This is a genomic window from Streptosporangium sp. NPDC020145 (genome assembly GCF_040631275.1).
In the GTDB taxonomy this organism is placed as follows: domain Bacteria; phylum Actinomycetota; class Actinomycetes; order Streptosporangiales; family Streptosporangiaceae; genus Streptosporangium.
The window spans coordinates 1-13,380 of sequence record NZ_JBEXZT010000023.1 but is presented as its reverse complement, the minus strand read 5'-3'; the positions used below and the strand labels follow the sequence as shown (position 1 = coordinate 13,380).

The 13,380-nt window shown below is 71.1% G+C and carries 15 protein-coding genes; 8 read left to right on the top strand and 7 right to left on the bottom strand.

The window, feature by feature from the left end; all coding sequences use genetic code 11:
• The first annotated feature begins 31 nt into the window (after nt 1-31).
• From ABZ463_RS31215 to ABZ463_RS31200, 4 genes are all read left to right on the top strand, one after another.
• Entirely contained in the window at nt 32-1,330 is a 1,299-nt protein-coding gene (locus ABZ463_RS31215) for a prolyl oligopeptidase family serine peptidase (protein ID WP_362781532.1), read from the top strand.
• A 62-nt stretch (nt 1,331-1,392) separates the two neighbouring features.
• Nucleotides 1,393-1,707 (top strand): hypothetical protein, encoded by a 315-nt coding sequence (locus tag ABZ463_RS31210; protein WP_352011257.1) that lies wholly within the window; start codon nt 1,393-1,395, stop codon nt 1,705-1,707.
• 211 nt (nt 1,708-1,918) lie between these two features.
• Nucleotides 1,919-2,341 carry an FAD-dependent monooxygenase gene (locus ABZ463_RS31205; protein WP_362781530.1) on the top strand — a complete coding sequence of 141 codons (423 nt, stop codon included), beginning with the start codon at nt 1,919-1,921 and terminating at the stop codon, nt 2,339-2,341.
• A 263-nt stretch (nt 2,342-2,604) separates the two neighbouring features.
• Entirely contained in the window at nt 2,605-3,660 is a 1,056-nt protein-coding gene (locus ABZ463_RS31200; RefSeq protein ID WP_362781528.1) for a hypothetical protein, read from the top strand.
• A gap of 54 nt (nt 3,661-3,714) precedes the next feature.
• Here the strand turns inward: ABZ463_RS31200 and ABZ463_RS31195 are convergent, their stop codons facing one another.
• Both ABZ463_RS31195 and ABZ463_RS31190 read right to left on the bottom strand, forming a co-directional pair.
• Nucleotides 3,715-4,032 (bottom strand): hypothetical protein, encoded by a 318-nt coding sequence (locus ABZ463_RS31195; RefSeq protein WP_352011284.1) that lies wholly within the window; start codon nt 4,030-4,032, stop codon nt 3,715-3,717.
• Between the two features lie 72 nt (nt 4,033-4,104).
• Nucleotides 4,105-4,794 (bottom strand): TetR/AcrR family transcriptional regulator, encoded by a 690-nt coding sequence (locus tag ABZ463_RS31190; RefSeq protein WP_352011260.1) that lies wholly within the window; start codon nt 4,792-4,794, stop codon nt 4,105-4,107.
• A 130-nt stretch (nt 4,795-4,924) separates the two neighbouring features.
• On the opposite strand from ABZ463_RS31190, the gene ABZ463_RS31185 reads away from it, so the two are divergent.
• Complete coding sequence (locus ABZ463_RS31185; RefSeq protein WP_362781526.1) at nt 4,925-5,941, top strand: NAD(P)-dependent alcohol dehydrogenase; 1,017 nt, start codon at nt 4,925-4,927, stop codon at nt 5,939-5,941.
• Between the two features lie 97 nt (nt 5,942-6,038).
• The gene (locus ABZ463_RS31180; RefSeq protein ID WP_362781524.1) at nt 6,039-6,527 is read left to right on the top strand and encodes a DUF6326 family protein; all 489 of its coding nucleotides are present in this window, start codon (nt 6,039-6,041) and stop codon (nt 6,525-6,527) included.
• Nucleotides 6,528-6,754: 227 nt separating this feature from the next.
• Here ABZ463_RS31180 and ABZ463_RS31175 read toward each other — a convergent pair whose 3' ends face one another.
• From ABZ463_RS31175 to ABZ463_RS31165, 3 genes are read right to left on the bottom strand one after another with little or no spacing between them, the layout of a single operon-like run.
• Entirely contained in the window at nt 6,755-7,519 is a 765-nt protein-coding gene (locus ABZ463_RS31175) for an ABC transporter permease (protein WP_362781522.1), read from the bottom strand.
• A 43-nt stretch (nt 7,520-7,562) separates the two neighbouring features.
• A complete protein-coding gene (locus tag ABZ463_RS31170) occupies nt 7,563-9,140 on the bottom strand; it encodes an ABC transporter permease subunit (RefSeq protein ID WP_362781520.1) in 1,578 nt (525 codons plus the stop codon).
• Nucleotides 9,137-10,054, bottom strand: a complete 918-nt coding sequence (locus ABZ463_RS31165) for an ATP-binding cassette domain-containing protein (protein ID WP_352011265.1) — start codon at nt 10,052-10,054, stop codon at nt 9,137-9,139. Before ABZ463_RS31165 ends, ABZ463_RS31170 begins: the two co-directional genes overlap by 4 nt.
• A gap of 87 nt (nt 10,055-10,141) precedes the next feature.
• Here ABZ463_RS31165 and ABZ463_RS31160 point away from each other — a divergent pair, with 87 nt between their 5' ends.
• Nucleotides 10,142-11,347: a HAMP domain-containing sensor histidine kinase gene (locus ABZ463_RS31160; protein ID WP_362781517.1), complete on the top strand. Its 1,206-nt coding sequence runs from the start codon at nt 10,142-10,144 to the stop codon at nt 11,345-11,347.
• Nucleotides 11,344-12,030 (top strand): response regulator transcription factor, encoded by a 687-nt coding sequence (locus ABZ463_RS31155; protein WP_362781515.1) that lies wholly within the window; start codon nt 11,344-11,346, stop codon nt 12,028-12,030. Before ABZ463_RS31160 ends, ABZ463_RS31155 begins: the two co-directional genes overlap by 4 nt.
• Before the next feature lie 463 nt (nt 12,031-12,493).
• On the opposite strand, the gene ABZ463_RS31150 is transcribed toward ABZ463_RS31155, so the two are convergent.
• Nucleotides 12,494-12,715, bottom strand: coding sequence for a BldC family transcriptional regulator (locus tag ABZ463_RS31150; protein WP_362781513.1), 222 nt, complete (start codon nt 12,713-12,715; stop codon nt 12,494-12,496).
• Between the two features lie 49 nt (nt 12,716-12,764).
• Nucleotides 12,765-12,950, bottom strand: a complete 186-nt coding sequence (locus ABZ463_RS31145; RefSeq protein WP_352011269.1) for a hypothetical protein — start codon at nt 12,948-12,950, stop codon at nt 12,765-12,767.
• Nucleotides 12,951-13,380 lie beyond the last annotated feature (430 nt).

Sequence of the window (13,380 nt, the reverse complement as noted above, 5' to 3'; positions counted from 1 at the left end):
GCAATTGATCCGTTGACCTGGAGAGATACCGATGAAGCTCGTGGCAGCCGCGCTCCTGGCGCTGTCCCTGCACCGCCCGGCCGCCGCCCCGGACGTCCCGTTGAAGAGCGTCGATGTCACCTTCACCACCCCGGACGGGCAGCGACTGGGCGGCAGGATCTTCCAGCCCGCCCAGGCCGAGGGCAAGCTCCCCGGCCTGGTGCTGGTGCACGGCTCGGGAGACGGCAACGGCTGGGAGGACCTGCGAGCCGAGGCCGAGGCGTTCGCCGCGCAGGGCATGGTGGTACTGGCCCCCGACAAACGTTCGGCCGGCTACTCCAAGACCGAGCGCGACTACGGGCAACTGGCCGACGACGCGCTGGCCGCCCTCACCGTACTGAGGAAGCAGCCGTCGGTCGGGCGGGCCGGGCTGTGGGGCGTCAGCGAGGGCGGCTGGGTGGCGCCGATCGCGGCCACCAGGTCCAAGGACGTGGAGTTCCTGGTCACGGTGGGCGGCCCCGGCTACTCGCCGCTGCGCACCCAGTCGTGGAACGCGGCCAACAAGGTGCACCGGGCGGGCGTGCGCGGGTCGCTGAACAGGGCGTACGCCGGCACGTTCCACCGGCTCCTGGGCGACGTGGGCCTCTTCCCCGAGGCCGACCACGACCCCGCGCCCACGCTCGCCCGGCTCACCCGGCCGGTGCTGGCCCTGTGGGGGGCCGAGGACAACCAGGTGATGCCCGCGGAGAGCGCCGAACGGTTCCGGGCGAACGTCCACGGCAGCCTGACCGTCAGGTTCTTCCCGAACGCCGGGCACTCGCTGCGCGCCGACGACCGGACCCTCGTCTCCGGCTACGCCGACACGGTCGGATCCTGGGTGCGACGGGTGGCCGCGGGCGAGACGCCGACTCCCAGCGCCGACCCTTACCCGGCTCAGGAAACACGGAGCGTGGAGCCTCCGGCACCGGCCTGGTGGTCCTCCTGGCAGCTCCAGCTCGGCGGGCTCGTCCTGATGCTGCTGGTGTTCCTGGGCGGAGTGGTGCGCTGGCGGCGTCTGGCGTGGTCCGCCCGCGTCGTGGCGGCCTCGGGCGTCCTGTCGCTGGCCGGGTTCGCGTTCACGATGGTCACGTTGGTCGCGACCTCGAACAGCAAGGGCGTCTCGCCCGGCCCCCTGCTGCTCGACCGGCCCGTAGCCTGGCTCGCGGCGCAGTTCCTGGCCGTCGGCACCACCGTCGCGACGCTGACCTGCCTGGCCCGATGGCGTACGGCCTCCCTGGGGGCGCGGGTGGTCACGGCGACGGGACTCGGGTTCGTCCCGTGGGCGCTCTACTGGGGTCTCCTGCTTCCCTGACCCACCTGACACGAAGCCGGGGTGTCACGACGGTGCCGTGACACCCGATGGGATTCTGTGGTGTGTTCGAAGAGAAGGTCACCGCCCTTTCCCAGATGACGGCCGAGCACATGGCCATGCCGTTCCCACCCGGCCTCCGTGGCCTGGACATCGCGGGCCACGACCTGGTGATGCTCGACGCGGACGCCTACGGCTACGCCGTACGCGTTCTCAACGGCTCGCTCGACGAACAGCGACATGCGAGCCTGACCCGGATGACGACGGTTCTTGAGAAGGTCCTCGCGGCGATCGAGGACGAGTATGCGACCACGTACTACACGCACGTCCGCGACCTGGCCGCGCTGGCCGTGGAGGTCGAGACGCTTCGCGGGAGATGACCCCCGCCGCACCGCGACAGGTCACCGAACGTGGTCGGAGAAGGTTTCGAGAACGTCCACGACCCGAAAAGCCGTCAATCCTTCTGGACGTGGGCCCGTTCATCCGCCGGATGTTCCGCCCTTGATCAGGAATCCCGGAAGGGTGATGCTGACATCGGTTCCCATGCACGGCCGGTTAGGCGGAGGAGTTTCATCCGGTTAGTGAGGTGTCATGACCGAGCGGACAGTCCTGATCTCCGGAGCCGGGGTCGGCGGGCCGACGGCGGCCTACTGGCTGGCCAGGTACGGCTTCCAGGTCACCGTCGTCGAACGCGCCGGGACGCCGCGCTCCAGCGGGAACCCGGTGGACGTCAGGGGCCCCGCCGTACAGGTCGTGGAGCAGATGGGGGTCATGCCCCGGCTGCGCGAGGCCGCGACCGGCACGACGGGCCTCACCTTCGTCGACGCGGCGGGCAGGCGGGTCGGCCGGATGGACATGCGCGCCTTCCAGCAGCCGGACGAGGTCGAGGTACCGCGCGGCGACCTCGCGGCGATCCTGTACGAGGCGAGCCGCGACCACGCCGAGTTCGTCTTCGACGACTCCATCGCGACCCTCGACCATGACGAATACGGGGTCGAGGCCACCTCGTCGTAGCCGTTGGTCAGGCGCCGCAGTACCCGGCCGTCGAGGGCCTCGGCTGGGCCCGATAGCGCCCGGCGGTGGGGTCGGTGATCGGGCGGCAGCTCGCCGTCAGTCCTTCGTGAGGACCGGACGGCACCCCGTCGGCAAGTGAGCATGGGACGACACGGGCGTGTTCATTGCCCTCAGGTCGGCTTGATCGCGATCAAGCCCTGCACACCTTACAGGTCGTGACAATTGTTAACTCTAAGTGGTTCCCGCGTGCCGCGGGAGCCGCCATGACCGCGGCGCTGGCATTCGTACCGACCGTCGCGCAGGCGGAACCGGGTAGCCGAACGTTCGGCTACACCGGGGCTCCGCAGACCTTCACGGTCCCGGAAGGGGTGTGCGAGCTGATCGTGGACGCCTTCGGAGCCGCAGGCGGCACCGCCGTCTACGGATCTCCCGGCGGGCGAGGCGGCGAGGTCAACGGAACCGTCCAGGTCAACCCAGGGGACGAACTGACGATCTACGTCGGTGGCGCGGGCACAGGCGGGAACCTCGAAACCGGCGAGCCCGCCGCAGGCGGCTTCGGCGGCGGCGGCCGGCCCGGCGGCTACCGGGAGGACCTCAGGCCCGGCAACGGCACCAACGGCGGTGGCGGCGGCGGCACGACGACGATCGCCCTTGGCGACCAGCCGCTCATCATCGCCGGTGGCGGCGGTGGAGGCGCCGGCAGTTTCGCGGGTGGAACGGAAGGCCAAGGTGGCGACGGCGGCCAGAACGGCACCGACGGTGCCACCCCGAACCAGCCCGGCGCCGGTGCCGGCGGCTCCTCGGGCGGTAACGGTGGCACAGGCGGCGCCGGTGGGCAGCCCCTGACCGAATCCGAGCTTCCCGGCCTTCCCGGCGGGGCCGCCCAAGGACGCGCCGGAGGAAACGGCGCCGTCAACCTCGCCGACCCACACATGGGCGCGGGCGGGGGCGGTGGCGGTGGTGCGCAAGGCGGCGGCGCCGGCGGCTCCTCCTCCACCGACACCCTGTACGGCGGCGGCGGGGGCGGAGGGTCGAGTCTCGGCCCTGCCGGATCCACCTTCACCGTCGGTGTCCGCCAGGGCGACGGCGAGCTGACCCTCACCTACGACACCGAGTCGTGCGGCGTCCCGCCCACGCCGAAGCCGTGCCCCGACAAGAAGCCCAAGTCCTCTGGCGATAACGGCGACGTAAGCGGCGGCGCAGGCGGCGCCGGTGGACGGTCCGGGACGGACTCCGATCGTCCCGGCCTTCTCGGCGGGGACACTCAAGGACGCACCGGCGGAAACGGTGGCGGTGGCGGCTCCGCCGGTACCACGTAGGGGTGCCCCTCGACGGTCAGACACGGAACCTCACCACCCGTCTGCGGCGCGCTCTCACGAGGCGTTGAGGAGGGCCTTGATGTCGGTTTCGCGGATGACGGCCGAGCAGACTGGGGCACGAAGGGCTTTGTCGGCGGGGTTGCGTTTGACGATGTCCACGGCGCTTCCCAGGCCGGCGCCATGGGCGACAACCGTGTTCTTGAACCCTTGGTCGACCAGCACTTTGGTCACGCTGCCCTCGGTGACGACGGTGACCCGGTCCAGCAGGGCGACCCCGGCCGTGTTCTCGTGGGCTGAGGCCGTGAGGACCGGTCCGATCAACGCCCACTGAGCGTCGGTTAAGTCGCTCGGGTACGGCTTGCGCTCAGCCATCGCGCCATCCCAGCACAACTGGCCCCGCAGACGGGCGGTAGCACTACAAAGCCACACGATCATCTGACGACATCACGGATGGGGGCTCGCGGAAGGCACTCTCAGGGGCTCAAGGGCGGCCAGGACGAGGTCGAGGCCGAAGACGAACTCCTTCGCCGGGTCGAAGCCGGCGGCGACGAGCGCCGCGGCGGACTCGTTGAGGTAGGGGAACTCGTCAGGAGGAAGCTGGGGTAGGTAGGCGTCCTCGATCACGTCCGCGAGCTCGTCGGCGGTGCCGAACGGCAGGCTGGCCGCCTGCAGGGCGAAGCCGTAGACATAGCTGTCGAGCAACCAGTTGGCATGCGTCGCCATCAAGGCCGAGAAGCCGGCCCTCCGCAGGCAGGCGGTGACCGCCTCGTGGTGGCGGAGGGTCGCGGGCCCTGGCGACGTCCGCGACTCCATCAGGCCGTTCGCCCACGGGTGGCGCGCGAGAACCTGTTGGGCGGACACCGCCCGCCGTCGTATCGCCGACTGCCAGTCGGTCCCTTCGGGCGGGAGCTCGATCTCCTCGAACACGACGTCGATCATGGCGTCCAGCAGCTCTTCCTTGCTCGCCACGTAGTGATACAGCGACATCGCGCCCGCGCCGAGCGTGCCGGCCAGCCGGCGCATGCTCAGCCCGTCGACCCCCTCGCGGTCGGCGAGCCGGATCGCCTCCTCCACCACCCGCTGCTTGCTCAGCCCCGCGTCGGACGCGACCCGCCTTTGTTCCCTCGCAGCCAACGGGTCTCCTCGCCTGCTCGTACGGCTTGACAGTCGTACAGCGTACGTCCATAGTACGGTGTACGTGTTCGTACGGTGTACGACGTACGGCGTACGAACCAGTGGGCGTCGCGGCTCGGAGGAGGCTTCTGTGGGAACCGAACGAACGCCGGAGGCGAGTCCGGCCGGGGCGGCGACGATGCGGGCCGCCGTCCAGCACCGCTACGGCCCGCCCTCCGTGCTCGTGATGGCCGAGGTCGGGCTACCGCTACCTGGTCGAGGCGATGTGCTCGTCCGGGTGGGCGCGACCGCAGTACATCCCGGCGACTACTTCGTCATGACCGGTGAGCCGTACGTGGTGCGTCTGGTGTTCGGGCTCCGCAGGCCGCGTCACGGCATCCCTGGCAGGGACCTCGCCGGCGTGGTGGCGGCGGTCGGGAAGGACGTCACCGCCCTCCGACCCGGCGACAAGGTGTTCGGCTGGAGCACCACGGGAACGCTCGCGGAGTACGCCCGCGTCCCGGCGGACCACCTCGTGTCCGTGCCCGCCAACCTGTCGGACGTGGACGCGGCGGCGGTGCCCACGTCCGGCATGACGGCATTGCAGGCGTTGCGCGACATCGCGAACGTTCGACCGGGTCAGACGGTGCTGATCACGGGCGCGTCGGGCGGCGTGGGCTCCTTCGCCGTCCAGATCGCCAAGGCGTTCGGCGCCGAGGTGACGGGTGTGTGCGGCACCCGCAACGTCGACCTGGTCCGGTCACTCGGCGCCGACCACGTCGTCGACTACACCGAGACCGACTTCACCCGCACCGGGAAGCGCTACGACGTCATCCTCGACAACGTGGAAGCCCAGCCCCTGGCGGCTGTCCGCCGAGCGCTGACGCCCACCGGCACCCTCATCCCCAACAGCGGACGCGGCGGCCGCCGGATCGGCCCCCTCGGCCGGATCGTCAAAGCGCGCGTGCTGTCCGGGTTCACCCGTCAGCGGCTGAGGCCCTTCACGTCGGTCGGGAAGCGCCAGGACCTGCTCACCCTGGCCGACCTGCTCGCGACCGGGCAGGTCACGCCCGTCATCGACCGTACCCACCCCCTCGACGAAGCAGCTGACGCCCTCCGCCACGTCGCGGCCGGCCACACCCGAGGGAAGGTCGTCGTCACCGTCTGACGACCGGACCGGCGAGAACGACCCGACCCGTGCGTGTGCACGCCCGAACCTGCCGCCGCTCCGGCGCAGGGGACCGCTCCTCCCGAAAGAAGAACCGGTGACCATCCGAACGAAAACCCCGGACCTGCTCGACGACCCGCCGGTCCCCGTTCAGGCCAAGCTCGCCGCCGCATGGGCCGGCTTCATGTTCCTCTACATCTACGTCGACTACTTCCACCTCTACAAGCCCGGCGTCATCGACGGCGTCCGCGCCGGTGTCGTCTTCGAGTTCGGCGTCAGCCCGACGTTGTTGACCGTGATGCTCGCGTCCGTAGCGATCCCGGCCCTGATGGTGATGCTCTCCATGACGCTGCCCGCCCGGGTGAACCGCGCCACGAACCTCGTCGTCGCGTCGCTCTACATCCCCTACTCGGTGTTCAACGCGGTAGGGGAGTCCTGGGACTGGGCCTTCTTCTATGGCCTCTCCATCGGAATCGAGGTACTGCTCCTGGCCTTCGTCCTGCGCTCCGCCTGGACATGGCCTCGAACCCCCGCCGTTCCGGCCGGTCCCGCGACGACCGGCCTTCGGCAGGACGTTCGACGGTAGGTATCCGTGTAAGGCCCTACGGCGTGAAGCCCGTAGGCCGAACGGTGGCCGACCGGCCGCGACGACGACGAAGGGGGCATCAGCTCGCTTGACGCGCTCTCAGGCGTTCATGCCCCTGACGTCGTGGTCAGGGAGTCGAGCATCGTTGATGTCGGTTTCCCGGTAGCGGCGTCGGTCGCCGGGTCCGCGCCGAAGGGGGTCCCGGACTGCTTCGCCCACGCCGGCGGCTACGCGTCGCGCATCCGTAGGAGCAGCCCGCCGCCCAGGAGCGCCGCGGTGGCCCACGCGGCGAGTACGCCCAGGCCGGCCCATGGGCTGAGGGGAAGGCTGGACAGGTGGGTGGTGGCCTGGATGGCGAGCCCGGCATTCATCGGGGAGATCTGCCACAGAAGCCGCTGCCAGTCATCGTCGGCGACCATGAGGATGAGGGCGGGGAAGAGGTAGAGCAGGCCGAGCACGACCCCGATGGCGGTGGCGGAGTCCCGTACGGCGGTGGCGACGCCCAGGCTGAACAGGGCGACCAGCGCCAGATAGAGGACCGAACCCACGGCGGCGCGCACCATGGGACCGCTGGTGAGAAGGAGCATGTCGGCGGGGAAGCCGTTGGCGAGCAGGATGCGCCGCGTGGCCAGCGCGGAGGCGAGCACGGCGACACTTCCGGCGATCAGGGTCAAGCCGACCAGAATGAGCGCCTTCGCGGCCAGGACGCCGACCCGGCGCGGCATGGCGGTCAGGGTGAGGTGGATCATGCCGGTGCCGTACTCGCCGGTGATCGCCGACACGGCCAGGATGGCGACGACCGCCTGGCTCACCTGGACCCCGAAAAGACCGATCTTGGCGGGGTCGTAGCCGCAGCCTTCCGAGGCGCAGGACACGACGGCGGAGGCCGCGACGCTGACGGCGACGGTCAGCACCACGATGGCGAGCAGCAGCCAGCCGGTGCCGGCCAGGGTACGGAGTTTCGTCCACTCCGCATGCAGGTGCTCTCTCATGCGCTCCTCCCGCGACGCGGGAAGAGGTCCCGACGGGGACGTCTCATGCGTCCCTCCGGCGGAGTCGAAGGACGGCCAAGCCGAGGGCGAGCGCCGTATAACCGGCCAGCACGGCCAGACCGGCCCACGGCGGCAGCGGGTAGAACCCGGCGATGGGCGCGTAGTGGCCGAGCACGTGCGCGTACTGCGGGACGCTCTGCTGCGTGGCGAAGCCGGCCGCCGGGGTGAGGCGCAGCAGCCATTGCGCCGCGCTGTCGGGCAGGACCGAGGTGGTGGCGAGGACGTGCGGGACCACGATCACCGTGATCGCGGTGACGACCGCCGCGACGCTGCGCCGCAGCAGCGCGCCGAGGGCGAGGGCGAGCACGGCGGCCAGCGCGAACAGCACCGCCATGCCGACCACGATGCGCACCTGGGTGAGCAGGGGCACCGGGAGGACGGCGTTGCCGTTGCCGCGCAGGATCCGCCCGCCGACCGTGAACGTGATCGCACCGGCGGGCAGCGCGGCGGCGAAGGTGACCAGGCCGAGCGCCAGCGCCTTGGCCGCCAGCGTCCGGCCGCGGCGCGGGCCGGCCAGCAGGGTGACGCGGATCAGGCCGTGCCGGTACTCGGCGGTGACGAACATGACCGCCACCACGATCACCAGGATCAGCCCGGTCAGCGCACCGCTGAGGGGACGTTCCGCGGTCGGGCCCTCGATGGTCGGCGCGATGTCGCCGACGCCGGTGACGGAGAAGGTGCCACCGGACTGGCCGGCGCGGCCCGGGTGGTGCTCGACCCCGTCGGGACCGACGGTGACGCCGATGTCGTCGTCGCGCCACGCGCCGGACGTGCTGCCCTCCAGCTTGACCTGGTCGAACTCACCGGTGGCTTCGGTGAAGCGGGCCGCCGCGACGGACCCGCCGAGATCCCCCTGCGTGACCGTCAGATCCCCGGGGGAGGTCGCGAACAACCCGATCTGTACGGTCTGCGGTAGTCCGGCCAGGGTCGCGGTGCCGATCCGCGTCCAGTCCGTGCCGTCGACTGACTCGTATCCGGTGAGGGTGTCGCCGGAGCGGGTCAGCCGGAGCCAGCGCGGCGACTGCCGGGAGACGCCGCCCGCCCGGCCGGCCACGTCGTGGGTGAAGTCGTGCTGCATCCGCACCCCGTGCTCGCCGGTCATCATCACCGCCGCGTAGGCGGAGCCCTGCCTGGTGCTCTCCTTGATCATGACTCCGGCCTTCGCCCACGGCACGAGGCCGGGAACCACGTTGCGCCGCCCCGGGGTGACATCGGGCTTGCGGATCTGGCCGGTCATGGAGGTGAGGCGGACGGTGATGCCGCCGTCCCCCACCAGCGGCCGGTGCACGAAATAGAACTTGTCGTCCACCGCCTCGCCGCCCGGACCCACCAGGGGCGGAGGACAGGCGACCTCGACCGGACCGGCGCCGCACGAGGCGTGGCCGCTGGACGCGGACAGCAACCCGAGCAGCACGGTGACCAGCGCCGCTGCCGTCAGGGCGACCACCCAGCCGCGCACCGTCCTGAACTTGGTCCACTCGGCGCGCAGCGACCGCCCGAACCCTCCGCGTCCGGTCCCCGGCTCCGCGTGGTGTGAGGAACGGCGCGGAATGGCGCTCATCGTGCCGCTCCCCGGTATTCGACCGCGTCGGCGGTGAGGTCCATATAGGCCTGCTCCAGCGTCACCCGGTACGTCGCCACCTCGGAGAACGGCACCGCGCCGGCGTTGAGTACGGCCACGACGTGCTCCGACGACAGCCCTGAGACGACGATCGTGTCGTGGTCGGTGACGGCCGTGGTGGCGCCGGCGTGACCCAGCGCGGACATCGCCGCCGAGCGCGCCGCCGTCCGCAGTGTGACCCGGCCGCGGGAGGCGGTCGTGATGAGATCGGCCACGCTGGTGTCGGCGATGACGCGGCCCTTGCCCACCACCACGAGATGGTCGGCGGTGTCCTCCAGTTCGCTCATCAGATGGCTGGACACCAGCACGGTCCGCCCTTCGCCGGCCAGTGACCGCAGGAGGCCGCGCATCCACACGACGCCCTCGGGATCAAGGCCGTTGACCGGCTCGTCCAGCATGAGCACCGGCGGGTCCCCGAGCAGCGCGGCGGCGATACCGAGCCGTTGGCGCATGCCCAGCGAGAAGCCGCCCGCCCTGCGCCGGGCGGCGGACCGCATCCCCACCTGTTGGAGCACCTCATCGACCCGCCTGCCGTCCAGGCCCTGGGAGTGGGCCAGCCACAGCAGATGGTTGCGCGCGGTACGGCTCGGCTGCAGCGCCCCGGCATCCAGCAGCGCGCCGACGTGGGTGAGCGGGTCGCGCAGGCCGACGTACGGCCGTCCGCCGATCAGCGCCTGACCCTCCTCGGCCGCGTCCAGGCCGAGGATCACCCGCATCGTGGTGGACTTGCCCGCCCCGTTGGGGCCGACGAACCCGGTGACCCGGCCGGGCAGCACGGTGAACGACATGCCGTCCAGCGCAAGGGTCGGGCCGAACCGTTTGCGCAGCCCGCTGACTTCGATGGTTGCCTGCATGCGACCGGTTGTACGGACCCGGCCCTAACACGGGCCGAACAGAGGCTGTCACATCGCTGTTAGGTCCGGTACGGCATCCTGGAACCCATGCGAATCTGGCGACGGCCGGCGCGCACCGTACGACTGCGCTTCACCGTCTTGTACGGTGCCATGTTCCTGCTGTCCGCCGTCGGACTGCTGGTCATCACCAACCTCGTGGGCCTCGGAGGGACGCGGGTCAGCCGATCCGCACCCCCTGGGACCCCGCCGGTCGAGCCGACCACGCTCGCCGCCGCCACCGAGCGCATCGCGTGGCTCCAGACCCAGCTGTCGGACACCCACGCGGCCCAGTCACGCCAGTTCCTGATCGGCTCGGCGCTGGCGCTCGCGGTCATGGCCGTGGTGTCGCTCGTCCTGGGCCGCCTCATCGCCGGCAGGGTGCTGCGCCCGCTACGGATGATCACCGCGGCCACCCGCCGCATCTCCGCCGACAACCTGCACGAGCGGCTGGCCGCCCAGGGCCCGGCCGACGAAGTCAAAGACCTTGCCGACACCATCGACGACCTGCTGGAACGGCTGGAGAACTCATTCGCCGCCCAACGCCGGTTCGTCGCCAACGCCTCCCACGAACTCCGCACCCCGCTGGCCACCATGCGCGCGTCCCTGGACGTGGCCCTGGCCAAGCCGGAGCCCGTACCGGCGCAGACCGCCGCGCTGGCCGACCGGCTCCGCACCGAGCTCGACCAGGTCGACCGGCTGCTCGAAGGTTTCCTCATGCTCGCCCGCGCCCAGCACGGCGCCCTGACCGACCGCACCACGCTCTCACTCCACCAGCTGGCGACCGCCGCCCTGCACGCCCGGACCGCCGACATCGCCACCAACAACCTCACCGTCCACTCCCCCGCCGCCGCCGACACCCCGGGCACCGCGCACGACAGCGCGTGGACACAGGGAAACAGGACGCTCATCACCCGCATGATCGACAACGTCATCGACAACGCCATCACCCACAGCCACGAAGGCGGCTCGATCCTCCTCGCCACCACCACCGACGGCGCAACGGCTCGGCTCGTCGTCGAGACCGGCGGACGCGTCCTCGACCAGCGACAGGTCGACCGACTGGCTCAGCCCTTCCAGCGACTCGGCGCCGACCGCACCCACTCCGGCGACGGCTCCGGGCTCGGCCTTTCGATCGTCGCAGCCGTCGCCGCCGCGCACGGCGGCACCCTCGACCTGCGGGCCCGGCCGGAAGGCGGTCTCCGCGTCGTCATCTCGCTGCCGGCGGCGGCCGTACCGGCGGAGGTCGCGGCGTGAGGGTGCTCGTGGTGGAGGACGCGCGCTCCCTCGCCGCCGTACTCGTCGAAGGTCTGAGCGATCAGGGCATGGCCGTGGACGTCGCCCACGACGGCCTGGAGGCCGCAGCCAAGCTCGACCTCAACGCCTACGACGTGGTCGTCCTCGACCGCGACCTGCCGGGTATCCACGGCGACACCCTCTGCCGGATGATCACCGAACACGACGACCGTGTCATGGTCCTGATGCTGACCGCGGCCGACGAGCCCGGAGACCGGGTCACCGGCCTGACCCTGGGAGCCGACGACTACCTGACCAAGCCCTTCCACTTCCCCGAGCTGGTGCTGCGCATCCGCTCCCTGGCCCGCCGCCGTCCCACCGCCCAGCCCCGTACGCTGCGCGCGGCCGGCATCGAGCTCGACCCGCTGCGCCGCACCGCCACCCGCGACGGCCGCCACCTGGATCTGTCGGTCAAAGAGTTCGCCCTGCTCGAAGCCCTCCTCCGCGCCGCTCCCGCGTTCCTCAGTGCCGAGGACCTGCTCGAACAGGTGTGGGACGAGCACGCCAACCCCCTGACCAACACCGTCACGGTCACCGTCGGCCGCCTGCGCCGCAAACTCGGCGACCCCCCGGCCATCACCACCACGCCCAGGGTGGGATACCGGATCACGGCCCACGATCTCCGGGAAGACCCCGTCATCTGACCACCCGGCCGACGCGGGAGAACCGGAGACAGGTGGCTCCTCCTCCACCGACACCCTGTACGGCGGCGGCGGGGGCGGCGGGTCGAGCCTCGGCCCTGCCGGATCCACCTTCACCGTCGGTGTCCGCCAGGGCGACGGCGAACTGACCCTCACCTACGACACCGAGTCGTGTGGCGTCCCGCCCGCGCCGGAGCCGTGCCCCGACAAGAAGCCCGGGCCCTCGAACGACAACGGCGACGTAAGCGGCGGCGCGGGCGGCGCCGGTGGACGGTCCAGGACCGACTCCGACCGTCCCGACCGTCCCGGCCTTCCCGGCAGGGACACTCAGGGACGCACCGGCGGAAACAGTGGTGGTGGCGGCTCCGCCCATACCGCGTAGGGGTGACGCTCGACGGTCAGACGCGGAACCTCGCCACTCGCCTGTGGCCCGCCGTGGCCGCCACCGTCCGGCTGCGGCGCGCTTTCACGAGGCGTCGAGGAGTGCCCTGATGTCGCTTTGTCGGTAGCGGCGTTGCCTGCTGGGTGTCCTGACCGAGGGAATCTTCCCGGTGAGCGCCCACCGGTTCACGGTCTTGGGGTCCACGCCGAAGATCCGAGCCACTTCTCCGGGGGTGAGAAGTCGTTCGGTGGTGTCGGGCCCGGTGACGAAGGTGCCGTCGGGGGCGACGGCCTTGAGGGGGGACATAAGGCTCTCCTTCAGTGGCGGAGGGTGTGCAGGATCTGGTTGTGGTGGGTCAGCGCATGGACCAGGCGGTGCGGGGTCGTACGGCCCAGCACGTCCCGGGCCCCGGCCCCATGCTGGTCAGGGCGTAGCGGATGGCCCACCATCGGGGCAGGCCGGGCAGGTCGTGTCGCTCGTACCGCCAACCGGGGTGGGTGCTGATGAGCAGGCTGATCAGACGTCGCTCGTCGTCGGTCATGGCCACCCTGGTTCGGAGGGTGGACGGGAACACATGTCGTTCAGGCCGGGGCTTTCGCTCGGGGAGGGGTCCCGCTCGCTCGAACCATGAAGTCCAGGCGTCTTCGTTCGGCGCGGGCTTTCGAGGGCCTTCGCCCGGGCCACGGGGTCCGGGTTCGGGCCGTGAGTTCAGGGGTCCTCGTCCAGGCCGGGAGCCCGGGTCGTGAGACCCAGGATCCGACCGCTCAAGCCATGGGTCCGGGGTCTTCGTTCGGTTTGCGAGGTCCGGAATGCAGGGCCTTTCGTGGGACGGGTGCTTTCAGAGGCGGGTGCCCGGCCCCGAGCCGGGGAGCACTTGGCCGGGCACCCTGGAGGAGGACCGGCCCCAGGACACAGGGCCGGTGCGCCAGACGGCTCCCCTTCCCCAGCACGCCCGGAACGTGCACGGAAAC